The following is a 23,099-nucleotide window of genomic DNA, read 5'->3' as shown; positions in this document are numbered from 1 at the left end:
GCGCTAACGCATGTCCAGCCGAAGCGGCGCCGGTAAAAAACGAAACGCCTTCCTCTTTCCGGTGACCTCACGCCACCGGAAAAGGCTACGACAGCGGCGCCCAGGCCCCGTCCGCATTGCGGCAGGCCGCCCCGCGCGTCGCGGTGTCCCAGCCGCCCACGGTCAGGGTGTGGCTGTACTGCCGGCAGTTCTGCGAGCCGACCTGATAGGGCGCGGCCGCGACCACCGATCCGCTGACGCCCTTGCCCTGCCAGACGACGGGCTGGCCGCCGGGCGCGGCTTCCAGCGCACGGTATTCGGCTTCCAGCGCCCGCTGCATGTCCGCCTTGGAAAGCTGCGCGCCGCCGGCATTGCGGCTGACGAGCCCGCCCTGCAGCGCTGTGATATAGACGCCCGCTCCGGTCGCAACGGCCGCGCCGGCGGCCCCGGCTACGCCGCCCGACGTGGTCGTGCATCCCGAAACCGTCGCTGTTGCCAGAAGGAGGGGGAAAAAGGCGCCGCGCAAACCCGTCTTCATCCGCTGGGACCGTCTCTCTTCATGAGAGAGCGCCTTCACCCGTGGGCGAAAACGCTCTGACCTTTTGTTCTGCCGCAATTCCGGGCGCAAAACCGCTTCGCAGGTTTGCTGGAACTGCTCTCGCTTTCGTTTCCACGCGACTGCGGCTGCAAAGCCGCCTCGCGCTCCTGCCGGACTCGTCCCGGAGGCGATACGCCCAGCCAGCACTTCATCCATCCCGCGATCCTCATATTCGCGAGCCCCTTCCTTGTTGCATTGTCCGCGGTCTCAGGCAACATCCTTTGTGACGGCCGGAAGCACGAGCCGTGCCAGAAGCCCGCCGCGCGGCCCGCGCGAAAGCGCGAAGGTTCCCTGGTATTCCGAGGCGATCTCGCTGACGATGGAAAGGCCGAGCCCGGTGCCCGGCTTGCTTTCATCGAGCCGCTTGCCGCGCTTCATCGCCTCGCGGATCTCGTCCGGCTCCAGCCCCGGCCCGTCGTCCTCCACCTCGATGACGATCCAGTTCCTGCGCGCATCGTCGTTGCCGCGCACCTCGGCCGGCGCCATCAAGGCGCGCACGGCCACCGTCGTGCGGGCGTAACGTGCGGCGTTTTCCAGGAGGTTGCCGACGGTCTCCTCGACGTCCTGCTGCTCCATCGCCAGAACCAGCCCCGGCGGATCGACCGTCAGCGGAAACTGCCGTTCCGCATTGAGCCGCCGCATGACGCGCACAAGCCGCTCCAGCACGGCCTGTGCCTCGGTGCGCGCCAGCACGGATTCGCGCTGGGCGGCGATGCGGGCGCGGTTGAGATAGGATTGCACCTGGCTCTGCATGGCCTCGGCCTGCGTGCGCACGAGATCGCCCTGCGGGGCGGCGAGCAGCCGCGATTCGTTGAGGAGAACCGCGATCGGCGTCTTCAGGGAGTGCGCAAGGTTGCCGACCTGCATGCGCGCCCGCTCGACGATGCGCCGGTTGCTGTCGATCAGCGCATTCACCTCGCTCGCCAAAGGCAGGATTTCCCTCGGAAAATCGCCGTCGAGCTGCTCGCTCTCCCCCGCGCGGATCTTCTCCAGCGCCTTGCGCGCCCGGTCGAGCGGCTTCAGGCCGATGAGGATCGCCGCCGCGTTGAGAAGCAGGCTGCCGACACCGAAGCCGGCCAGCGCAAGATAGAGGCTGCCGGAAAAATCGTCGATATCGCCCTCCAGCACGTCGCGGTTGCCGACGACGCGGAAACGCGCCGTGCGCCCCTCGTCGTCGAGCACCACTTCCGTCTCGCCCACCTCCACCTCGTTGCCGAAGGAATCGATGGTCGTGTAGAAGCGCTCGTAACGCGTGTCGAAGGGAATGCTGTCGGTATCGGGGATCGGAATGCTCCCCGTTCCGAGCGAGGACGAGGTCAGCGTCTCGCTCGCCAGCGCCCCGCCGATCGGCTCGACCACCCAGTACCAGCCCGATTGCGGCTGGAAGAAGCGCAGGTCCCCGAGCTGCGGCGTACCGGTCAGCCGCGTCTCCTCGTCCGCCGAAACGGAGTTGATGACGTTGTAGAGCTGCGCGCGCAGGAGATCGCGAAAGCTCTTCTCCGCGCTCTGGCGATAGAGCGTCGAGATGACGACGGCGATGACGATGAGTGCGACCGCCGCCCAGAGCGAGGCGAGAAGAAGAACGCGGAAGGTGAGCGAGCGGGAGCGCCTGGCGTTATTTGCCATTGGCGGGGGCTTGCATCCGGTAGCCGAGGCCGCGCACGGTCTCGATCAGGTCGACGCCGATCTTCTTGCGCAGGCGCCCGACGAAAACCTCGATCGTGTTGGAATCGCGGTCGAAATCCTGGTCGTACATATGTTCGACCAGTTCGGTGCGCGACACCACCTCGCCCATATGGTGCATGAGGTAGGAGAGCAGCCGGTATTCATGCGAGGTCAGCTTCAGCGTCTCGCCGTTGACCGTCGCCTTGGAGCCCTTCGTGTCGAGCCGCACCGGCCCGCAGACGATGTCGGGGCTCGCATGGCCCGCCGCGCGGCGGATCAGCGCCCGGATGCGCGCCAGCACCTCCTCGATATGGAAGGGTTTTGCGACATAGTCGTCGGCGCCGGCGTCGATGCCGGCCACCTTGTCGCTCCAGCGGTCGCGGGCGGTGAGGATGAGGACGGGCGTCGTCTTGCCGTCGGCACGCCACTTTTCGAGGACGGTGATGCCGTCCATTTCCGGCAGGCCGATATCGAGGATGATGGCGTCATAGGGCTCGGTGTCGCCGAGATAGTGGCCTTCCTCGCCATCGAAGGCCTGGTCCACCACATAGCCTGATTCCTTCAAGGCCTCGCTGAGCTGCCGGCTCAGGTTGACATCGTCCTCGACCACCAGGATGCGCATTCGCCCTCTTCCTATCTCTCTCGTTCCATCACGAAAGGCCCGGCGGCCCTACATCGGCACGCGCACGGTCACCTTGCGCGGCCGGGCATTGCCCTTGCCGGGCACGAGCACCGTCACCACGCAGGTATCGCCCTTCGGCTGCGCCGAGAGCAGTTCGCCCCCCGTCTGGGCGACCACCTGCGCAGCCGCGTCGCTGCAATCGCCCGCGACCGCGACGACGTCCCGCGCCGTGCCCGTCTCGACGGGCACCGGCAGGATCAGGCTGGCCGCAAGCGCGGTTATGAGAAGTGGCGAGGCCATGAATGTACTTTCAGGTGCGGATCAGTGTGATGCAAGCAATAAACGATCCACGCTGAATGGCAAATGAATGCCCTGTGGATCGTCAAGTCGCCTCACCGCACGCGCCGGCGCGCGCAAATCCGCCCGTAAAGCGCGACGAACCCGCCCAGCGTGCCCACCGCCGCCACGAGGAGATCGGCCAGTTCCCCCTCGTCCCCGGCGGTCACCTCGACGCCCGCCGCATGGGCGAGCGAGGCGAGGATCGCGACCAGCGCGCCCCAGACGGTGCGCGACAGATACCAGGCTTTTGCGTCGTCGTTCATGGTCTTTCCTTCCTTCAGAGAATGATCGTCGCCCGCGCCGGCAGGCCGAGCGGAATGGCCCGGCCGAGCTGGCGCACACGGATGGAGAGCGCCACCTGCGGCGCGCCGAAATCGGCAAGCTCCTGGGCCGCCGGATAGGTGAAGGCCGGCGCCGCGGTCTCGACGCTGCGCACCGCCGTTTCGCCCGAGAGGATATCGAGGCGATAGGCCTCCACCGGCTCGTCGAGCGGGATCTCGGCAGCCAGCCAACTGTCCGAATCGATCCGCCCGCGCCGGACCCACGACAGCCGCACGACGCCGTCGAGACCCCGCCGGCCGCGCAGATGCACCGGCGCCAAGGGCGTCAGCGCCCGCTCGCCGCCGGCAAAGGCGAAAGGCCCCGCCTGTCCGGGCGTCATGCCCACCGGCTCGACGAGCCAGTTCGACGGCCGCCCCACCTCCTCCACGTCGAGCCCGAGCGGCAGCACGGCATCATCAAGCACCACCGCCCGCGCCCCGGCCGCATGGCCGGACGCCATGGCGTCCTCGGTGCCGTGCAGGGCACGCAGCAGCCGGGTGAGCCGCCAGCGCCCCGGCGCGATCTCGCTCGCCCCGGCAAAGCCGACGATTTCCCAGGCCCCGTTGCCGGCCCTGACCGCAAGCCGGTTGGCGCCGTTCAGCATGGCAAGCGTGTCCACCGTGGAAAGCCCGCCGAACGGCAGGTCGAGCACGATCGCCCGCCCCGGATCGAACCGCCCGACGACGCCCGCCGCCAGCGGCTCGACCAGCGTGCCGATCCGCGCCGGCCGGTCGAGCCGCACGCGGCTGCGATAGCCTTCGCTGCCCTCGGAACTCGACACGATCATCGATCGCCAGGGCTGCGCATAGGCCGCGATGCGGGCAAAATCCTGCGCCCCGCCCGAGCCGGGAACCGGCAGGTCGAGGAAGACGACATCCGGCGCAAAGGCATCGCCCGCCCCCGGCCCCGCCCCGCTCACCGGCCGGCCGCGGCCGTCCAGGAGCAGGGGCGCCGGGCTTTCCCCGGCCGCGATCGCCCGCGCCTCCACCTCGCGCACCAGCCCGTCGGTGATGCCGGTGACGAGGAAGCGTCCCTCCGGCCCGCCGGCCAGCCGCACGATGTCGCCCGGCGTCACGCCCATCGCGGTCGGCGGCAGGCGGAAGGTGAGCCGCCGCTGCCCCGCCCGCTGGTCGCGCAGCGCCGTCTCGACGCTCGCCGCGGCCGCCCCCGCATGCAGCACCGCCGGCAGCGCCAGCCGCAGCACGCGGTCGTTCTCTCCCGTCATGCGGCGCGAGCGCGCCGTCACGCGCGAATAGGTGCCCGAATCGTCGAAATGGTCGAGGATCGCCTCGCCCGCGAAATCGCTGACATGCCCGCGGCTCTCCTCGAACAGCGCCTCCTCCGGCCGTTCGGCAAGAAGGCCGATCTCCGCCGGCGGCAGCGCGGATTTCAGCCGCGAGCGGAAGACCAGCCTGCCGTTCGCCTCCAGCGCATCGAGCTGGAACGCTTCCATCAGCGGCTCGATCAGCGCGCGCGCCGAGGTCTGGTCCGCCTGCACGAAACCGGAGAGATCGCCGGCCACGCCCGAGACGTCGAAATCGAAAAACCCGTGATCCTTCAGGATCGCCGCGATGACATCCGCCACCGTTCCGGCCCCGAGCCGCGCGTTCAGCCAGTGCCCGCGCTGCCAGTTGAGCCCGTCCGACCAGAGCGCGGTATCCTCGGGAAAGGCCGGATAGGGCCGCGCATCCCAGGTCCAGAGGAAGACATGGCCCGGATCGACCATGCCGGCCTCCGGCCCGCTGCCCTGCCACCAGCCGTGGTGCGCGTCGAGGAAGCGCCGCTGCACCGCGTCGTTGCGCGCCCCGCCGGAATGATAGGGCAGCGCGTTCTCCGCGCTTTTCGGATCGACGAAGACGTTCGGCTGGTTCGCCCCCTTGTCGACCGCCGGGCAGCCGAGTTCGGTGAACCAGATCGGCTTGGAGCGCGGCACCCAGGCGGTGTGGCCCGAAAGCTCCGCCCCGCCCGGCCCGCGCTCATGGTGGCGATTGCCCCACCAGTTCGCGAGGTCCTTGTAGCGGAACACCCACGGTTTCCCCGCCATGCCGTCGGTGATGGGCACGCGTTCGCGCGCCGCCCGCGCCGCCGCGTCGGGATAATGCCAGTCGAACCCCTCGCCGCCGGTGATCATGGCGCGCATGGCCGCCATGTCCTCGGAATGGCGAAATCCATCCGGATTGCCGGCCAGCGTATCGGCATTCTGCCAGTCGGAGAGCGGCATGTAATTGTCGATGCCCACCGCATCGATCGCCGGGGACGCCCAGAGCGGGTCGAGATGATAGCGCACCTCGCCGCTGCCGCCCGGCGGCTGGTAGCCGAAATATTCGCTCCAGTCGGCCCCGTAGGTGATCTTCGTGCCCGGCCCGAGGATCGCCCGCACGTCGCCGGCAAGCGCGGCAAGCGCCTCGACGAAGGGAAAGGCCCCGCTCCCGTCGCGCAGCCAGGTCAGCCCGCGCATTTCCGAGCCGATCAGGAACCCGTCCACCCCGCCCGCCGCCGCCGCCAGCAGCGCGTAATGCAGGATCAGCCGCCGGAACCCCTCGTCGCCGGCGGGGCCGGTGACCTCCTCGCCCGAAACGGAAAAACTCCCCGCCCCGGCCGCGCCGACAAAGGCGTTCACCTGGCTGCGCGCCGAAGCGGTCCCGTCGGCGGACGGCGGGTGGCAGATGATGCGCCCGCGCCAGGGATAGGGCGCCTGCCGCGTGTCGCCATAGGGATCGGGCAGCGCGTTGTCGACCGGCACGTCCATCATCAGGAACGGGTAGAGATAGACCTCGATCCCGCGCGCCTTCAGGTCGCGGATGGCCGCGATCACGCTCGCATCCGAGGGCGTGCCGCCATAGGCCGGCCGGCCCTCGACGCGGCTTACCACATAGGCGTCCTCGCGCGCGATGCCGGAAACCCTCCAGGGCTTGCTCTCCTCCTGCCGGGCGGGCACCTCCACCCCCGGCAGGATGCGGCACTCACCGGCCCTCAGGTCCGTGCCGAACCAGGCGACCACCAGCCCCACCCGTTCGAGGCCGGGGCACAGCGCCTGCAATTCGTCGATCGAGGCCACCCAGTCCGTCGCCGCGACGAGCGTGTTGCGGTTCATGTTGCGCGCCTTGCCGGCGGCGATCTTCTCCGTCACCAGCTCGGGGTCGTAGCCATGTTCGCTCGAGCCCGGAATGACCGTCACCGCCCGCACCTTGCCCTCCAGCGAGCCGACCGGCTTCAGCACCTCGAACTGCAGGATGGGGATGCGGTTGCCGAACGTGTCGAGCGGCAGCCGTTCGAAGACGACATAGGCAAGCCCGCGATAGGCCGGCGCGTTGCCGGCCCCCTGCTTGGCGAGGATCAGCGGATCGGGCGCCTGGTTCGCGGTGCCGCGATGAACGCGCATCTCGATGCCGGTCAGGTCGATCTCCCGCCCGTCCGCGAAGACGCGCCGGATGCCGGCGATCGGCCCTTCGCACACGCCGACGGCGAAGTTGGCGAAATAGCTGAAGGTCTCGACCCGCGGCCCGCTCGCCTTGCCGCCGGCGCGCTCGACGGAGACGTCCTCCTCGAAGCGCGTCGCCCAGATCAGCGTGCCGCCGACGCGCGCCGTGCCGTAGACGCGGCTCATCGCCGTGCCTTCCTCCGCGCCCGGCACGCGCCCGTCATTGAGCCGCGCGCCGGGAATCCTCGTCATGCCGCCCAACAGCGAGCGGTCGACCGCCGAGCCCGCCAGCGCCCCGACGGCCCGGCCGAGCATGGCGCCGAACGGCCCGAAGAGGCCGCCGAGCGTCGCGCCCGCCGCCTGGAAGAGAAGTGTCGCCATGGCTCAGGAAATCTCCGGAAAACGGAAGACGCCGGCGATCCGCCGCCGCCATGCGGGCACGAGCGGCGATTCGATCACCGCCGCCTGCTCATAGGCATGGATGAAATGCGCATCGGGCGCCGCGATGCCGGCATGTTTCGCCGCCACCCCCGCCCGCCAGCGAAATATGAGGATATCGCCCGGCCGAAGCGCCGAGACCGGCAGCGCCGCCCCGCAATGCCGCGCCGCCGCCGCCAGCAGCCGCTCCTCCCCCGCCCGCTCCGCCCAGTCGGGCGCATAGGCCCCCGGCACCTCCGGCTCCGCCCCATAGAGCTCCCGCCAGACCCCGCGTACCAGCCCGAGGCAATCGCAACCGACGCCCTTCAGCGCACCCTGATGCCGGTAGGGCGTGCCGATGAAGCTGCGGGCGATCGCGACGACGCGACCGCCGGTATCCTGTCCCGGCCCGTCATGGGAATATGCCGAACCGTCTTCTTCCACCGCGGCAATGCCATGCGGGAAACCGTGGCGGCAAATCCCTTCTCCCCGCTTGCGGGGAGAAGGTGGCCGGCAGGCCGGATGAGGGGCAGCTCGCAGCATCTCACGCATAGAGCGGCCTCCCGTCATGCACCGTCTCGCCATCGGCATAGCCATAGGTGAAGTCGCTACCGGGCATGTGCGGAAACCCACGAAAATTCAGTCCGTTGGCAAACTTGGCCTTGCAGGTCGCAAAGCGCTTGTCGCACCCCGCCGTCACCTGCATCGCATCGCCCGCGGCCACCCCGGCCGGCACCGGCTGCCAGAAGGTCAGCTCGTCGCCGCCCGCTACCTTGCGCTGGTCCTCGATATCCGCCGTCAGCCCCTCCGCCGCCCCGCTCGTGAAGGTGAGCACGCCGTAGCGGAAGAACCGCTCGGCAAAGCCGGAGAGTCCGCTCACCCGCAGCCGCATGTCGTCCAGCACCGCGCCCACCGTCGCCGTCGCCCGGAAGGCCGGCGCCGCCGCGTTCACGCCGCACCGGCCGTCGCCCAGCACCGCATCGCAGCGATGCCCGTAGATGCGCCCGCGCACCTGGTCGAGCCGGTGCGTCAGCCGCCGCAGCTCGGCGCGAAAAAGCCCGCCCTCGTGCCGCACCTCGCCAAGCTCGGCCGTGCGCAGCAGCAGCCGCTGCGCGGGGTTCTGCCAGTTGACCCGATAGACCTCGACCTTCGCCCCGTCGTAGCGCCCCGCCGAAAGGTCTTCCGCGCGGATCGCCTCCGCTGAAAACCCGCCCGAGAGGTCGCCGCCCTCGGCGGAAAGCCCGTTGCCGTCCTCCGTCTCGCTCGCTTCGAAGCCGCTCGCCGCCAGGTAGGCGAGCCCGCCGAAGGAAAGATCGCGGTCGTGGTCGGTGAAGCCCATCACCGCGCCGTCGCGCCGCGTCACCCGCCAGGCATGGCACAGCGTCGTCGCCTCGCCGTCGAGATGCGCCTGCAATCCGCCCGGGATCGTCCTCATGGCCGGATCTCCACCAGCGGAATGGAGGGAATGCGTCCGGCATCGAACTGCGCGAGGTCGATGTCGATGCGGTCCGTGTCGAAGCGCACCGGCACGTCGAATTCGTAGCCCGCCCGGATGGCGCCCGAAGCCGGTATCTTGCCCGGCTTGAAGGTGACGACACCCGTCGCATGGTCCACCGTATAGTCCGCCGCCGGCCGCGTGCTGCCCGCCACCGAGACGACCACCGTGCCCATGACCGGCTTGTCGATGGTGCGCACCGTCTCCCCGCCGGCATCCGCATAGCGCTTGACGAGCTGGAAGGCCGCCGTCGCACCGTCCCCCGTGCCGATCTGCTGGTCCATGGCGCTCATCGTCCCGCCCGGCGAACAGGACTTGTGGTCCACCGGATCATGGAAGCGGAATCCGTAAAACTGCCCCGCCCGCGCCTCGAAGAAGGCGAGCACCGCATAGAGATCCTCGACCGAACGCACGCCCGAACCCGCATCATAGTGCCGCCGCGCATCGTGCCAGCGGCGATTGCGGTTCTCCCGCCCGTTGGAAAGGCTGACGATATCCGTCCGCCGCACCGGCCCGCCGCTGGTGCCGAGCGCGACACGCAGCGGAAACCGCACCTCATGAAATCCTGCCATGCCCATCTCTCCGAAAATGCTCCTGCCTCCCATCCCGCTGCCGCGACCTTCTCCCCGAGGGGCGGGATTATCGCCTACAGAGTTCGGCGGTGCCGTTCTCCCTTCTCCCCCGCGGGGAGAAGGTGGCCCGAAGGGTCGGATGAGGGGGTGGCTCGGATAGAGCCTTTGCGCCTTCGCCATCCCCCTCATCCGCCTGCCGGCACCTTCTCCCCGCGGGGGAGAAGGGGGTGTGGCGACGTCGAACTCCATGGGCGATAACCCTGCCGCTCGGGGAGAAGGTCGCGGCAACGGGATGAGGAGCGTTCGTCCTCACAAACTGCGCTGCCCGCGCCCCACGGCGCGCGTCAGCATGGCCGCGATCTGCCCCTCGGACTTGCGGAAGCTCGCCGCATCCTGCGCCGTCACGTTGAAGACGATGCGCGTCCCGCCGCCGTCGCCGGCAACGCCCAGTGCCCCGTCCGGCCCGCGCTTCAGGGGCAGGATCGCCTCCGCTCCCGCCTCGCCCATCAGCCCGACGCCGCCGCCGGTCCCGAAATAGGTCGGCGAGGCCACCACACCGCCCTTGGCGAAGGGCGTGACGCTGCCGAGCAGCCCGGAAAAGCCGGAGGACAGGACCCCTTCCAGCGGCTTCAGCCCGACGGAAAGCGCAATGTCGCTCATGCGCAGCGCCAGCCCGCGCAACACGCTCTCCAGCCCCTTGCCGTCGACCACCGCGCCCTTCAGCGCGCTCGTCAGCGCCGCGCCGAAGGAGCGCGAGCGCGCCTCGAGATCGTCGAAGACCGCCGAAAGCTGCCCGGCGTCGTCGAGCATGCCGGCAAGAGGTCTGTCATCCGCATCCGCCATCGTTCACTCCTTGTGGTCGGGAAAGGCGCGCATCAGCGCGGCAAGCGCATCGCGCCCGGGCGCGGGCGGCACAGGCCGCAGCACGCCGAGCGCGAAGGCCAGCTCGCGCGGCGTCATCGCCCAGAAATCCTTCGCCGAAAGCCGCATCCGGCAGAGCCCGGCATGAAGCGCCGCCTCCCAGGGGAAGGCCGCCCTCTCCCCGTTCAGCCCGGATGCGGCCCCGGAGGGTTTTCCGGCCGCGCCTCCGCGCCGAAGGTCGCCTGCAGCAGCTCCGCCGCGATGCGCGCGAAGCCGGAAAGCCCGTCCGCAACCGCCATCGCGGAAACGTCCTCGTCGGAAAAGAGATTGCCCCCGCCGCGCAGCCCCGCACCGATGATGCGGATGAGATCGTCGGCCTTCAGCCGCCCGGAGGAGAAGCGCTCCGCCAGCCCCGTCAGGCTGTCGACGGCAAAGGCCGTCTCCAGCTCCGCCAGCGCCCCGAGCGTCAGGCACAGCACGCGCCGCTCGCCGTCGAGGACGGCCTCGATCTCGCCGCGGTGCCGGTTCGCCCGCGCGCCCATCAGAGCGCCCCGAAGGTGAGGAGCCCGGCCGATTCCAGCGCGATCTCGAAGACCACCTCGCCGTCATGCGCCCCGGAATAGTCGAGCGCCGCGATCTGGAACGGCCCCGCGACCGTGCCGAAACCCGGGATCACGATCTGCCAGGCGGCGATCGTGCCGGCGAAGAACAGCCCGCGCACCAGCGCGTCCGAGGCCTGGTCCTTGAAGATGCCGGCGCCGGACACCGCCGCGCGCTGCACGCCCGCCCCGCCGAGGAGTTCGCGCCAGCGCCCCGCAGATTCCGCATCCGTCACGTCGACGAGCTGCGCATTGAACGACAGCCGCTTCGAGCGCAGCCCCGCAACGGTGACGAAACCCGCCCCGTTGTCGATCTTGATGAGGAGCTCGCGCCCCTTCTGTGCCACCATGGCAAGGTCCTTTCCGAAAGTTGGGTGTCAGGCATGCGGCTCCGTCACCGCCCGGAAGCGCATTTGCGCGCGGTGGAAGCGGGACTTGCCGTCGCGGCGAAGCTGCGTATCGCGGTGGAAGAGCAGGACGAGATGGTGCCCGGCCAGCACCAGCGCCGCGTCGTCGAGCGCCGCGCGCACGGCGGCGGCCATCGCCTGCGCCTGCCGGTGCCCCGCCGCCTCGGACCAGGCCTCCAGCGTCACCACATGTTCCTCGCCCGCCTCGCTCGCCGTCGAATGGTCGGTGCTGTCGATGCCCGCGATCACGAGCAGCGGCGCCGCCGGCCCGTCGGGCCTGCGGTCGGTGATGCCGTTCGCGCCGACCAGCGCCGTCAGCGCCGCATCGCCCGAAAGCCTGGCGAAGATCGCCTTCTGCAGGGCCGATGCCGCGCTCATGGCTGGATCTCCTCGCAGTCGCAGAGCGTATAGCGCCCCGTCTCGTCCGGATCGCGAAAGGCGCGGATGGCGAAGATCCGCGCGCCCTTGCGCAGCCGCATGCCGCCGGCAAGGTCGCCCCGCCGCCGCAGCCAGATGCGGTGCGTCACCGACACCGGCAGCGTGCCCGCCGCCTCGTCCGCCCGCGCCGCCACCGGCTCGATCGCCGCCCAGAGCATTGCCAGCGCCGCGAAGCCGCGTTCGGCGCCGCCCTGCCCGTCCGGCGTCTCGACCGGCCCTTCCAGCGTCAGCCGCGCGGAGAACGCGCCGGGATCGATGATCCTCGCCTTCGCCATCACAGCCTCCGCGGCCGGTAGGGCGCCACCAGCCGGTCGTAGCCCGCCGGCACCGTGCCCGGCTGGTCCTGAGGCGAAAGCCCCCCGCGCAGCTCGAACATGGCCGCCACATGCAAGAGCAGCGCCCGCTTCAGCCCGTCCGGCACATCCGCGCCGCTCTCGCCGAAGCCGGCGGTGAAATCGATCTCGATGCCGTTGATCGCACGCTCCGTCGCCGGGCGCGCCGGCAGCACCAGCCGGGCCGGCCGCGCCGTGCCGTCGAGCACGTACCCCGTCACATCCACGTCCACCGACAGCCCGGCAACATCATAAACCGTCACCAACTCAATGGTTTGCACCGGCCCCCTGGCAATCTGAATCACCCGCGTTTCGGGCCAGTCGTCGAGATAGAGGCGCAAGGGGCGCGTGATCAGGCAAAGCCCCGTCGCGGCCTCCAGATGTTCGCGCGCCACGCGGACCAGCGCGGACAGGAGCGCATCCTCGTCGGCCGCATCGAGGCGCAGATGCGCCTTCGCCTCGGCAAGCGTCACCGGCTCCACGGCCGGCGGCAACAGTTCGGCAATGGTCATGATCGTCCTTCGCGATGGAGAAAGGAATGCGGGCGCGGCCGGGAGGAAACCGCGCCCGCCGGCACCGGCGTCAGGAAACGCCGCCGGTGCAAGAAAGAAGGAAAACAGAGCCGCAATGCCCTTCTCCCCGCCTGCGGGGAGAAGGTGCCGGCAGGCGGATGAGGGGCAGGCACCACAAGCGTCATACCCTGCGACCGCCTCTCTCCCCGCAAGCGGGGAGAGGAAGAAAGTCAGCTCGCCGCGAACTTCACCAGCTTGATCGCCTCGAAATTCTGCACCCCGCCGCCGACGCGCTTGGTCGTGTAGAACAGCACATAGGGCTTGGCCGAATAGGGATCGCGCAGCACGCGCACGCCGGTGCGGTCGACGACGAGGTAGCCGGAGCGGAAGTCGCCGAAGGCGATGGAGAAGCTGTCGGCCGCCACGTCCGGCATGTCCTCGGCCTCCGCGATGGCGAAGCCGAGCAGCGAGGCCGCCTGCCCCGCCGAGGCCGGCGGACGCCAGAGATAGTTGCCGTCCGCATCCTTGAACTTGCGGATCTGCCCCTGCGTCTTGCGGTTCATCACGAAGGTGCCGTTCTGCCGGTGGCCTGCCTTCAGCGAATAGACCGTGTCGAACAGCGTGTCGGAAGGGCTCGCGGCCTTGAAGGCCCCGGCCGCGCCCGTCGCGATATAGCCGATATTGCCCCAGCTCCAGCTCGCGTCGGCGACAGCCGTGTAGCCGAGGAACCCCTTCGGCTTGTTGGTGCCGTCGCCGGTAACGAAGGCGGTGCCCTCCTGCTCGGCGAAGACCATGTCGATCTCCGAGGCGATCCAGCCCTCCACGTCCACCGCCGCATCGTCGAGCAGTGCGGCCGTCGCCGCCGGCATGGCGTAGAGCTCCATGGTCGGGAAGGAGAGTTCGGCGAGCTGCGCATTGCCCGTCTGCGGCCGCGCGGCGGTTTCCGCCACCCAGCCCGCCGCCATGCCGCCCGTCGCGAACGGCTTCTTCAGCACCGTGCCGGAGACCTGGCGCACGGTCGCAAGCGCGCGGATCGGCGAGACGGCGGAAAGCCGGCGGCCGATCTCCGTGTCGGTCTCCGGCGGCACGAGATAGCCGCCGTCCGCCGCCGAGCCGACCGACATGGCCTTGCCCTCCAGCGCCCGCAGCGCGCTCTCGTCGCCGCGGCGCATATAGGCGGAGAAGGCCGCCTTGTGCTCGGCCGCCTCGAAGCCGCCCTCGCCGCCGCCGAGCGCGGGGCGCGCCTTCTTCAGCGCAAGCTGGTCGATGACGCGCTTGTGCTCGTCCATCGCGCGGTTGATGCGCTCCACCTTGTCGCGCGTCACCACGTCGGCGGTCAGCTTCTGCTCGATCTCGCCGAGCCGCCGGTCGTTCGTCTCCTTGAAGGCCTCGAAGGCCTCCATGAAATCGTCGAAGGCGGCGGTCATCGTTTCCGGCACGGCCTTGATTTCCGGCGCGGTCCTGTGGCTCTCCATGCTGTCGTCCTCTTCTTCGGTTGGCATTTCCAGCCGAAGCGAAACCGCTTCGGCGTCGGGTAAAACAAAAGCCTAGCGTTTCATCATCCGGGCCGCCCGGCGCATGAGGCGCACGAGCTCGGTCTCCCGGTCGCGGAACCACCGCGCATTCTTCACGTTCGACACCCGCGCCGAGGGCAGCATGGGAAAGGTGACGATCGAGATCTCCCAGAGGTCGGCCTCCAGGATGCGGCGCACGCCGCTCGTCCGGTCGGTCTTCGAGCGCACGGTCTGGAAGCCGATGGAAAGCCCGTCGAGCGCGCCCGACTTCATGAGGTTCAGCACCTCGCGGGCCCGCGCCACGCCGGGCGAAAGCACGCCCTCGACATAGAGCCCGCGCCCGTCCTCGCGGATCGTCCGCCAGCGCCCGAGCGGCTCGGCCGGATCGTGCTGGAACAGCATGCGCACGCCGGAGGGCCCGCGCTTTTCCAGCGAGCGGGAAAAGGCGCCCGGCGCGATCGCGTCCTTGCCGAGGTCCACCTCGCCGAAAAGGCTCGCATAGCCGGAAAACACTCCGTCGCCGGAAACGCCCGAAAGCGTCAGATCGGCATATTTCTTCGTCCGCCAGACCGGCAGGTCGTCGGTGATCATGGTCGTCTCCGATGATGTGAAGGGGGAATGGGCGGTAGGCGGTAGGCAATAGCCAATAGGCAGTAGGCAGTAGGGAATTGGTGGTTGGGGCTGCGCTGCGCCCATCCCTACCGCCTACTGCCTATTGCCTATTGCCTGTTGCCTGTTCGCCTATTCCCGCATCCGCTCCGCCAGCCGCGCCAGCACCCCCAGCCCCCACCAGGCCGAAAGGCTGGCGGCCGCCGAGCCGGTCAGGAGCATCTCCGCCGGCCCGAGATAGCCGGCAATGCCGAGCCGCACCGCGATCCACAGCCCCGCCGGCCCGCCGAAGACGAGGCCGCAGGCAAGCCCGGTGAGGAACCGGCACGCCGCCTCGCGGCGGCTCCTGGGCAGGAGATAGATGAGCGAGACGGCCGCGCCCGCGGACGCGCCGATCAGCCGGGCCGTCCAAAGCCCGCCGTCGTTTCCGAAGTCAGCCATTGTTAAGCCTTTCAGATTATTATGGAAATCCGGGATATCGGGCCGCATGCGGCCGAAAGCGCCGGCTTTCCGCCAGGGAAGGCCGGGCCGATCAGCGAGTCTTTTGAATCCCTTGCGCCGCTTCTTTCACAAACCGGGTCAAGATTTTCACGAAGTGAGTCCGGCGCTCTGCAAAATGATTCACTCTTGCCTTGCAGCCAATTGATTTGGCTGGAAAAACCGGCAGCCCCTCACCCTAACCCTCTCCCCGCAAGCGGGGAGAGGGGACGTGCCCCACGAACGGCCATTGCTTGAGGAAACCGCCAAGGCATATCCCTTCTCCCCGTTTACGGGGAGAAGGTCGCGGCAGCGGGATGAGGGGCAAGCATCCCCGCTCCCCCTCAATACCCCACCGCCCGCCGCTTCTCCTCGTCCGTCAAAAACGCCGCCGCGCCCACCCGGGCCCAGAGTTCCGAGCGCTCGTCTGCCAGCCCGCTCACCTGGTCGAGATCCGGCACCAGCCGCAGCCCGTCATCTGCCCCTTCGGAAAACCACCCCGCAAAGGCCGCCGCCGTGCGCTGCACCAGCGGCAGCACGGTGAGCCGCCAGAAGGCCCGGTTGGCCTCCTGGTAATTGGCATAGGTCGCATCGCCCGGAATGCCGATCAGCATCGGCGGCACGCCGAAGGCGAGCGCGATGTCGCGCGCCGCGCCGTTCTTCGCCTCGACGAAATCCATCTCGCGCGGGGAGAGCCCCATCGCCTTCCAGTCGAGCCCGCCTTCCAGCAGCATCGGCCGCCCGGCCCGCGCCGGCCCGGAATAGCCCTCCTCCAGCTCTAATTTCAGCCGGCCGTACTGGTCGGGCGTGAGGTTGCCGCCCTCCTTCGGCTGGTAGACCAGCGCCCCGGAGGGCCGCGCCGAATTGTCGAGCAGTGCCTTGTTCCAGATGGCGGCCGCATTGGAGAGGTCGAGCGCCATGGACGCCGCCTCCAGCGGCGCGAAACCGAGCTGGTCGTCGAGCGGATGGAAGAGGCGCAGATGCAGGATCGCCTGCCCCTCGCCCGCGGGATGCCGGCGCACATGCCCGCCCGCGCGGTATTCATAGGCCTCCGCCCAGCCGTCCCGCCCCTCGACGATGCGCATCCGGTCGGGCCTGAGCAGATGGAGTTCGCGCAGCGCCTCGCCCACCCGCACCCCCTCCACGAAGGCATTGCCGGAAAGCAGAAGATGCCCGTAGAGCGTCTCGAGGAAATCCGCGCCCGCCTGGCGCCCGTTCGGCCGCGACAGCAGCGACAGCAAGGGGTCGCCCGGCCGCTCCGCCTCGCCCTGATAGGCAAGCCAAGGCACCGAGGCCGCCGCTTCCGCGATCATCCGCACCGCCCGGTGCGCCACCGGGTTCTTCATGAACCCCTCGCGCGACAGCGAGGCATAGGAGCGGGACGACCAGTGCGCCCGACCCTCGGCCGTCAGCGCGAAGAAGCCCGACGCCTTGGTCTCGGCCGCCCGGCGCTGCCGCGCGAGGAAGGATGGTAATTTCATGGTGCCCTCCGATTGTGTCGATTCGCCAATGGGTTGGACGGTGTGCCGTGCGGGTGGATCCTCGGGTCGAGCCCGAGGATAACGACGGAAGAGATGTATGAAGGGCCACCGCACCGGATCCGCATGCCGCATCGTTCCATGGGATGGAAACCCTATCCTCCCCTCCGTCATCCTCGGGCTCGACCCGAGGATCCACCCGCACGGCATGCCGCCCGCTACCCGCCCAGCGCGGTGAAAAACGCCCGCCCGTAGCCCGCCACCTTCTCCGCCCGGTCGAGCCCGTTGATGATCCGCCGCGCCCCGACCCAGTCGGTGAGCGCGCCGGAGAAATGGTCGGCCAGCCGCCGCCCCGTGAAGGCGCCGCTGAGCATGCCGGTGCAGAGGATCTCGACCGACACCGCCATCTCCATCGCAAGCTCCGGCCGGCCGACGAGATCGATGCCCGTCAGCCCGGCCAGCCGCGCATAGTTGCGCCGGTGGGTGATCTGCACGAGCCCGCGCCCGAGCCAGCTCTTCCCCTCGCCATCGCGCCGCCAGTAGGGCGCGGAAACCTGCGGCAGCCGCCCGGCCGCAAAAGCCCGGTCGAGCCGGGCGATCGCCTCTGCATCCGTCGCCGCGAAGGTCTCGCGCACCGGCTGCAGGCGCCCGCCCGTCTCGTGATGGGCCGTCGCCAGCATGTAGGCGAGGAAACGCCGGTCCTCGACCTCGCCGCGCTCGAACCGGTCGAGCAGCGCCGCCAGCCCCGCGACCTGCGTCCCCGCCAGCCGGCCGCCATACAGCGTGCCGCGCACCGCATCGAAAAACGCCTTGCGGTCGATCGCCATCTCAAATCCCCCGCACCCGCGGTTCGCCCGCCCGCTCCAGCACCAGCGCCGTCAGCGCCCAGACCAGCGCATCGAGCCGGTCCGGCGAGCGGCCGGAGGACAGCCCGTCCGGCCCGAAATCGCACATCTGGTCCTCCAGCTCGGCAAAGGCGGCCGCATGGACCACCCGCCCCTGCTCGTAGAGCGCCGCCACCGGCTCGGCGCGCAGGAACTTTCCGCGCGTCGCCCGCACGCCCGTCACCGGCAGGTTCGCGTCGACGCTTTTCAGCATCGCCGTCACCATGTCGCCGCCCTGGTTGACCTCGGCCACCACCCGGTCCGCGTCGAAGCGCCGGAAGGCGCGCACCACGGCGCCCGCCCAGCCCGCAGGGCTCGCGCCCGTCACCGAGCAGTCGGCGAGCACCACCGCCCGCCCCGTGCCGTCCAGCCCCGCCACGACGATGCCGCAGACGGAGGCCGCCGAGGCCGTCGCCGGCGGATCGACCGCCACGACGATGCGCGAGAGCGGCCCGGGATAGCGCTGGCGGATCCCCTCCAGCCGTGCCCGGTTCCACAGCGCATCCTCGCGGTCGGCGATCAGCTCGCCGTCCAGCTCCTGCCGCCCCAGCCGCGTGCCGCCATAGCGCTCGGCCATCGCCGCAAGGAAGCCCGGCGCGAGGTTGCCGGCATTGTCGTCGGTGCGGATGCGCCGCACCGCGGTCTTCGGATCGCCCGCCAGCGCCCGCAAAAGCGGCACCGGGCGCGGCGTCGTCGTCACCAGCACGCGCGGATCGTCCCCGAGGCGCAGGCCGAATTGCAGCATGTCCCAGGTCTCCTGCGCATGTTTCCACTTGCCGAGCTCGTCGCACCAGGCGAGGTGGAACTGCGGCCCGCGCAGGCTCTCCGGGTCCTCGGAGGAAAAGATCTGCGCGATCGAGCCGTTCGGCCAGACGAGCCGGCGGCGCGAGGCCTCGAATTCCGGCCGCGCCCGCCCGGCGATCCGGCAGATGCCCGACACGCCGTCGATCATCACCTCGCGCGCATCGCCCAGTGTCTCGGCCACCAGCGCGATGCGCAGGTCCGCCTTCAGGCTGGCGATCGCATGCACCCATTCGGCGCCCGCCCGCGTCTTGCCCGAGCCGCGCCCGCCCATCAGCAGCCACACCCGCCAGTCGCCGTCCGGCGGCATCTGGGCTAGGCGGCGACGGAAGTGCCAGCCGCGCATCTGGCGCCGGCTGGTCGGCGTTATCGGTGTCCCGCGGGCAGGCTCGATTCCTTCGGCCTGGCCCCTCATCCCCCTGCCGGGACCTTCTCCCCGCGAGCGGGGAGAAGGGGATGGGGCCTGGGTTTCCTCCCCATCGGAAGCAAGAGGAATGGAACAGTCGAGCGCCTGTTCCCCCTTCTCCCCGCCTGCGGGGAGAAGGTCCCGGCAGGGGGATGAGGGGCAAGCCTCAGACGAGAGGTAGGCTTCACCGCTCCTCCGCCTCAAAATCCCCGCCTCCAGCGCATCGGCCTCGATCGAAAACGCCGTCCGCCTCCGCTCTTCCTCGATCATCCTCAAGCCCGCAGCCGCCGTCCGCATGTCCGCATCGAATGTCTTCCCGATACACCGGCAGGCGCGCCGCGCCCTACGGTCCGCTTGCCGCGCGCGCGGCAGCATCGCCGCCAGGCCCGAGCCCGCGCATCCAGTCTTCCTTCGCCGCATACAGCCGTTCCTTCACGCGGTCCTCGACAAGCCGGTCGAACTCCGCCGCCAGCGCCGCCTCGTCCTCGGCGCCGTCGGCGGCCGCGTCCGCCTCGGCCCGTGCATTGAGAAGCGTGCGCTGCAGGCTGTCGATCTTCTCCAGCGTGCGCACGATCAGCGAGACGGCCTCGATCGCCGCCTTGGCGTCCGCCTGCGCCTGCTTGCGCAAGGCCTCGTCCCGTGCGCCGTCCGCATCCCCCTCGGCCAGCGCCCTCTGGCTCTGGAAGCGCTGGAAGCGCTCGCGCAGCTCCTTGGTCATCTCCAGGAGCATCGCCTGCATGTCGAGAAACGGATCGAGCGGCGCCTGCGCCTTGATGTCGAGCAGCGGCGCCGCGCCGCCCTTGAAGAGCGCCTGCCGCCCCGCAAGCCCGTCATAGACCGCCGGCGCCGGTAAAACGCCGAAAAGATCGAGATCGATCGCATCCATTGCCGGTCCCCCAAATGAAAAGGCGCCCGGTCCGAAGGGAACGAGCGCCTGTCAATAAATTCCTGCGTCAGAGGCGGAAGGCCGGCCGCGGACGAAGATCGCCGCTCTCCCAGCCTCCGGGAAAACCGGGCTGGATCCCTCCGTCCGCACCTTTCCGACTATGCCATGACCCTATCAGACGACCGTGACGCCGTCAAGGACTATTTTCCTATTTTCTGCGAAAACTTTTCGTCCGCGGGAAAGGATGCTACCTTTCCTCCATGATATCCGACGATCTCGTGGTCATTGCCCTCGGCATGCCGGGGGCGCGGGAAAGTGCTCATTTCGGCAAGCGCGACTTCCGGGTGGGCGAGAAGGTCTTCATGACCCTGCCGGAGGCCGGCCGCGCCGTCCTGAAGTTCACGCCGGACCAGCAGGCGCTGGTCCTGGAGACCGATCCGGGCCTGTGCGCGCCGGTGCAGGGCGGCTGGGGGTTGAAGGGCTGGACGTCGCTCTATTTCGACGGCGCGGACGCCGCGCGGGTGCGCGAACTCATCGACACCGCCTGGCGCAACGTGGCGCCGAAGAAGCTCGTCGCGGCAAGCCTTCCCTGAACCGCCGCTACTTGCCCTCACCCACTTCCAGCGGCCAGGTCACGAGATAGTCCTCGTAGTCGTCGACATCGATGTCCTCCTCGCTCACCGTGCGCCCGCGGGCGGAAATGCCGGCCTGGTGCACGGTGTCAGGATCGCCGGACACCAGCGGATGCCACCAGTAGAGGTCCTCGCCGTCGCGGATGAGGCGGTAGCCGCAGGTCGGCGGCAGCCAGGAGATCTTCTCCACGCTCTCCACCGTCAGCCGGATGCAGTCGGGCACGGTCGCCTGCCGGTTCTCGTAGTCCGAGCACCGACAGCTCTCCCCGTCGAGCAGCACGCAGCGGATCGAGGTCCAGGCGATCTCGCCCGTGTCCCAGTCCTCCAGCTTGTTGAGGCAACAGAGCCCGCAGCCGTCGCACAGGCTCTCCCACTCCGGATCGGTCATCTCGGCGAGGGTCTTGGTCTTCCAGAACGGCAGGTCGTCCGGCTTTTCGGCACTGTTGATCGTCATCTCCGACCCCTGAACCCCTTGGACGCAAAGGTCAAGAGCCCGGCTGCTAACCCTTCCCCGCGAAATCCGTTCTGCTGCCTTCAAAAGACTGATATCCTCGCCGAATAAACCGGTGGTGAGAGGACGTTAACCCAACGCAGGCAGGCTGCACCCGCCCCCGCCAAAGGTATGCGAACCGTGCAAGACGACAGCCAGACGCCGAAAAGACCCCGCCGCCGCAAGCGGCATATCTTCCTGCGCATCGATTCCTGGATCGATTCCACGGTCTGGAACGCCGGTTTTCGCGCGGCCGAGATCTGGGAGGAGATCACCATCTTCTCCCGCCGCTTCCATGTGAAGGGCTGGAAGAAGGCGGTCTTCGAGGTGGCCGGCGAAGGCATGAACCTCGGCACTGCCGGCTTCGTCCTGCTGCTCGCGCTCGCGCTCCCGGCCTTCGAGGAGACCAAGGGCAACTGGCGCGCCCAGAGCGATTTCGCCGTCACCTTCCTCGACCGCTACGGCAACGAGATCGGCCACCGCGGCATCATCCACGAGGATTCCGCGCCGATCGACGAACTGCCCGACCACCTGATCAAGGCGGTGCTGGCGACGGAGGACCGCCGCTTCTTCAGCCATTTCGGCATCGATTTCCTCGGCCTTGCCCGCGCCATGAACGAGAATGCCCGGGCCGGCGGCGTCGTGCAGGGCGGCTCGACGCTCACCCAGCAGCTCGCCAAGAACCTCTTCCTCTCCAACGAGCGCACCATCGAGCGCAAGATCAAGGAGGCTTTCCTCGCCCTCTGGCTGGAAGCCAACCTTTCCAAGAAGGAGATCCTGCGCCTCTATCTCGACCGCGCCTATATGGGCGGCGGTACGTTCGGCGCGGCCGCGGCGGCGCAATTCTACTTCGGCAAGAACGTCACCGACGTGAACCTCGCTGAATCCGCCATGCTCGCCGGCCTCTTCAAGGCCCCCGCCCGCTATGCCCCGCACGTCAACCTGCCCGCCGCCCGCGCCCGCGCCAACGAGGTGCTGACCAACCTCGTGCAGGGCGGGCTGATGACCGAGGGCCAGGTGATCGCCGCGCGGCGCAACCCCGCCACCGTCATCGACCGCAACGAGAAGACGGCGCCCGACTTCTTCCTCGACTGGGCCTTCGAGGAGGTGCAGCGCATCGCAAAGCCCTTCGCCCAGCACTCCCTCGTCGTGCGCACGACGATCGACATGGGCCTGCAGGCCGCCGCCGAGGAGGCGGTGGAAAGCGGCCTTCGCCAGTATGGCGAGAGCTACCGCGTCAAGCAGGGCGCGCTGGTGATGATGGAAAACGGCGGCGCCGTGCGCGCCATGGTCGGCGGGCGCGATTATGGCGAAAGCCAGTTCAACCGCGCCACGCGCGCGCTGCGCCAGCCGGGCTCCTCCTTCAAGGTCTACACCTATTCGGCCGCGATGGAATCCGGCATGACGCCGGAGACGACCATCGTCGACGCGCCGATCAGCTGGGGCGGCTGGTCGCCGCAGAACTACGGCCGCAGCTATGCCGGCCGCATGACGCTGATGACGGCGCTCGCCAAGTCCATCAACACCGTGCCGGTGCGCCTTGCCAAGGACAAGCTCGGCACGAAGCGCATCGCCGAGATGGCCAAGGCCATGGGCGTCGAGACGCCGATCCGCACCGACAAGACCATGCCGCTCGGCACCTCCGAGGTCACCGTGCTCGACCAGGCCGCCGCCTATGGCGTCTTTCCCGCCGGCGGCGTCTCGGCGCGCCGCCACGGCATCAGCCAGATCCTCAACTACGACGGCGACATCCTCTACGATTTCGGCCGCGACGAGCCGCCGGCCAGCCAGGTGTTGTCGGAAGCGGCCATGTCGTCGATGAACCGCATCCTCGTCACCATCCCGGTGAGCGGCACGGCACGGCGCGGCGCGCTCGACCGCGGCATCGTCTCGGGCGGCAAGACGGGCACGACCCAGGCCTATCGCGACGCCTGGTATGTCGGCTTCACCGGCAACTACACGACCGCCGTCTGGTTCGGCAACGACGACTACACGTCCACCAACAACATGACCGGCGGCTCGCTGCCCGCCATGACCTTCAAGCGGCTGATGGACTATGCCCACCAGGGCATCGAGCTGCGCCCCATCCCCGGCATCGAGAACCCCCTGCCCGACGGCAAGAAGGCGAAGGAGGTGGCTGCGGCCGCGAGCGACGAGAACGCGCTGCCCGCGCTCGTGCGCCCGCGCTCGCTCTCGGCCGACGTGACGAAGCTCCTGAAGGACGTCGCCCGTGATCTCGGCGCGGCGCCGGCGCTGAAGGCCGACGGCCGGGTCGCCGCACTCGACGGAGCGCTTGACCTTGCTCCGGCGAACCGGACAGAGTGACGGCAACCTGATTCCAACG

At 69.3% G+C, this 23,099-nt stretch carries 26 protein-coding genes; 2 read left to right on the top strand and 24 right to left on the bottom strand.

Annotated elements, in window-relative coordinates; translation table 11 throughout:
- Window positions 1-85: 85 nt before the first annotated feature.
- From EV665_RS03935 to EV665_RS03820, 23 genes are all read right to left on the bottom strand, one after another.
- On the bottom strand, window positions 86-517 hold the full coding sequence (locus EV665_RS03935) for a hypothetical protein (protein WP_133033170.1): 432 nt from the start codon (window positions 515-517) through the stop codon (window positions 86-88).
- A 267-nt stretch (window positions 518-784) separates the two neighbouring features.
- A complete protein-coding gene (locus tag EV665_RS03930) occupies window positions 785-2,203 on the bottom strand; it encodes an ATP-binding protein (RefSeq protein ID WP_064329516.1) in 1,419 nt (472 codons plus the stop codon).
- The gene (locus tag EV665_RS03925; protein WP_133033169.1) at window positions 2,193-2,864 is read right to left on the bottom strand and encodes a response regulator transcription factor; all 672 of its coding nucleotides are present in this window, start codon (window positions 2,862-2,864) and stop codon (window positions 2,193-2,195) included. Before EV665_RS03925 ends, EV665_RS03930 begins: the two co-directional genes overlap by 11 nt.
- A 48-nt stretch (window positions 2,865-2,912) precedes the next feature.
- On the bottom strand, window positions 2,913-3,164 hold the full coding sequence (locus EV665_RS03920) for a hypothetical protein (RefSeq protein ID WP_064329514.1): 252 nt from the start codon (window positions 3,162-3,164) through the stop codon (window positions 2,913-2,915).
- A gap of 92 nt (window positions 3,165-3,256) precedes the next feature.
- Window positions 3,257-3,466 carry a hypothetical protein gene (locus EV665_RS03915; RefSeq protein ID WP_064329513.1) on the bottom strand — a complete coding sequence of 70 codons (210 nt, stop codon included), beginning with the start codon at window positions 3,464-3,466 and terminating at the stop codon, window positions 3,257-3,259.
- Between the two features lie 14 nt (window positions 3,467-3,480).
- Window positions 3,481-7,326 (bottom strand): baseplate multidomain protein megatron, encoded by a 3,846-nt coding sequence (locus EV665_RS03910; protein WP_133033168.1) that lies wholly within the window; start codon window positions 7,324-7,326, stop codon window positions 3,481-3,483.
- Between the two features lie 3 nt (window positions 7,327-7,329).
- Entirely contained in the window at window positions 7,330-7,806 is a 477-nt protein-coding gene (locus EV665_RS03905; RefSeq protein WP_064329511.1) for an NlpC/P60 family protein, read from the bottom strand.
- A 100-nt stretch (window positions 7,807-7,906) separates the two neighbouring features.
- Window positions 7,907-8,797 carry a DUF2163 domain-containing protein gene (locus EV665_RS03900; protein WP_133033167.1) on the bottom strand — a complete coding sequence of 297 codons (891 nt, stop codon included), beginning with the start codon at window positions 8,795-8,797 and terminating at the stop codon, window positions 7,907-7,909.
- Window positions 8,794-9,429: a DUF2460 domain-containing protein gene (locus tag EV665_RS03895; protein ID WP_133033166.1), complete on the bottom strand. Its 636-nt coding sequence runs from the start codon at window positions 9,427-9,429 to the stop codon at window positions 8,794-8,796. The genes EV665_RS03900 and EV665_RS03895 overlap by 4 nt, the downstream gene beginning before the upstream one ends.
- Window positions 9,430-9,738: 309 nt before the next feature.
- On the bottom strand, window positions 9,739-10,239 hold the full coding sequence (locus tag EV665_RS03885) for a phage tail tape measure protein (protein WP_133033423.1): 501 nt from the start codon (window positions 10,237-10,239) through the stop codon (window positions 9,739-9,741).
- A gap of 36 nt (window positions 10,240-10,275) precedes the next feature.
- Window positions 10,276-10,479 (bottom strand): rcc01693 family protein, encoded by a 204-nt coding sequence (locus EV665_RS03880; protein WP_245507647.1) that lies wholly within the window; start codon window positions 10,477-10,479, stop codon window positions 10,276-10,278.
- Window positions 10,476-10,832 (bottom strand): gene transfer agent family protein, encoded by a 357-nt coding sequence (locus tag EV665_RS03875; RefSeq protein WP_133033163.1) that lies wholly within the window; start codon window positions 10,830-10,832, stop codon window positions 10,476-10,478. Before EV665_RS03875 ends, EV665_RS03880 begins: the two co-directional genes overlap by 4 nt.
- The gene (locus EV665_RS03870; RefSeq protein WP_133033162.1) at window positions 10,832-11,239 is read right to left on the bottom strand and encodes a phage major tail protein, TP901-1 family; all 408 of its coding nucleotides are present in this window, start codon (window positions 11,237-11,239) and stop codon (window positions 10,832-10,834) included. The genes EV665_RS03875 and EV665_RS03870 overlap by 1 nt, the downstream gene beginning before the upstream one ends.
- Window positions 11,240-11,266: 27 nt before the next feature.
- Window positions 11,267-11,674, bottom strand: a complete 408-nt coding sequence (locus EV665_RS03865) for a DUF3168 domain-containing protein (protein WP_133033161.1) — start codon at window positions 11,672-11,674, stop codon at window positions 11,267-11,269.
- Window positions 11,671-12,009, bottom strand: a complete 339-nt coding sequence (locus EV665_RS03860) for a phage head closure protein (protein WP_133033160.1) — start codon at window positions 12,007-12,009, stop codon at window positions 11,671-11,673. The genes EV665_RS03865 and EV665_RS03860 overlap by 4 nt, the downstream gene beginning before the upstream one ends.
- Entirely contained in the window at window positions 12,009-12,578 is a 570-nt protein-coding gene (locus EV665_RS03855) for a head-tail connector protein (RefSeq protein ID WP_133033159.1), read from the bottom strand. Before EV665_RS03855 ends, EV665_RS03860 begins: the two co-directional genes overlap by 1 nt.
- A 230-nt stretch (window positions 12,579-12,808) precedes the next feature.
- The gene (locus EV665_RS03850) at window positions 12,809-14,053 is read right to left on the bottom strand and encodes a phage major capsid protein (RefSeq protein WP_133033158.1); all 1,245 of its coding nucleotides are present in this window, start codon (window positions 14,051-14,053) and stop codon (window positions 12,809-12,811) included.
- 72 nt (window positions 14,054-14,125) lie between these two features.
- The gene (locus EV665_RS03845; protein ID WP_133033157.1) at window positions 14,126-14,683 is read right to left on the bottom strand and encodes an HK97 family phage prohead protease; all 558 of its coding nucleotides are present in this window, start codon (window positions 14,681-14,683) and stop codon (window positions 14,126-14,128) included.
- 150 nt (window positions 14,684-14,833) lie between these two features.
- Window positions 14,834-15,142, bottom strand: a complete 309-nt coding sequence (locus EV665_RS03840; RefSeq protein WP_064329501.1) for a DUF6107 family protein — start codon at window positions 15,140-15,142, stop codon at window positions 14,834-14,836.
- Window positions 15,143-15,522: 380 nt separating this feature from the next.
- Window positions 15,523-16,659 carry a phage portal protein gene (locus EV665_RS03835; protein ID WP_133033156.1) on the bottom strand — a complete coding sequence of 379 codons (1,137 nt, stop codon included), beginning with the start codon at window positions 16,657-16,659 and terminating at the stop codon, window positions 15,523-15,525.
- 215 nt (window positions 16,660-16,874) lie between these two features.
- Window positions 16,875-17,483 carry a hypothetical protein gene (locus tag EV665_RS03830; protein ID WP_133033155.1) on the bottom strand — a complete coding sequence of 203 codons (609 nt, stop codon included), beginning with the start codon at window positions 17,481-17,483 and terminating at the stop codon, window positions 16,875-16,877.
- A gap of 1 nt (window position 17,484) precedes the next feature.
- The gene (locus tag EV665_RS03825) at window positions 17,485-18,687 is read right to left on the bottom strand and encodes a DNA-packaging protein (RefSeq protein WP_133033154.1); all 1,203 of its coding nucleotides are present in this window, start codon (window positions 18,685-18,687) and stop codon (window positions 17,485-17,487) included.
- 403 nt (window positions 18,688-19,090) lie between these two features.
- Entirely contained in the window at window positions 19,091-19,633 is a 543-nt protein-coding gene (locus EV665_RS03820) for a hypothetical protein (RefSeq protein ID WP_133033153.1), read from the bottom strand.
- A gap of 260 nt (window positions 19,634-19,893) precedes the next feature.
- Between EV665_RS03820 and EV665_RS03815 the strand changes: the two genes are divergently transcribed.
- Window positions 19,894-20,226, top strand: coding sequence for an MmcQ/YjbR family DNA-binding protein (locus EV665_RS03815; RefSeq protein WP_064329497.1), 333 nt, complete (start codon window positions 19,894-19,896; stop codon window positions 20,224-20,226).
- A 7-nt stretch (window positions 20,227-20,233) separates the two neighbouring features.
- Here EV665_RS03815 and EV665_RS03810 read toward each other — a convergent pair whose 3' ends face one another.
- The gene (locus EV665_RS03810) at window positions 20,234-20,719 is read right to left on the bottom strand and encodes a YcgN family cysteine cluster protein (RefSeq protein WP_064329496.1); all 486 of its coding nucleotides are present in this window, start codon (window positions 20,717-20,719) and stop codon (window positions 20,234-20,236) included.
- Window positions 20,720-20,887: 168 nt separating this feature from the next.
- Here EV665_RS03810 and EV665_RS03805 point away from each other — a divergent pair, with 168 nt between their 5' ends.
- Window positions 20,888-23,080, top strand: coding sequence for a transglycosylase domain-containing protein (locus EV665_RS03805; RefSeq protein ID WP_133033152.1), 2,193 nt, complete (start codon window positions 20,888-20,890; stop codon window positions 23,078-23,080).
- The last annotated feature ends 19 nt before the right edge of the window (window positions 23,081-23,099 follow it).

Origin of the sequence: Shinella granuli (assembly GCF_004341885.1) — a bacterium.
Classification (GTDB): Bacteria; Pseudomonadota; Alphaproteobacteria; order Rhizobiales; family Rhizobiaceae; genus Shinella; species Shinella granuli.
The sequence above is the reverse complement of the archived record's forward strand: the minus strand, read 5'-3'. Positions and strand labels throughout refer to the sequence as shown.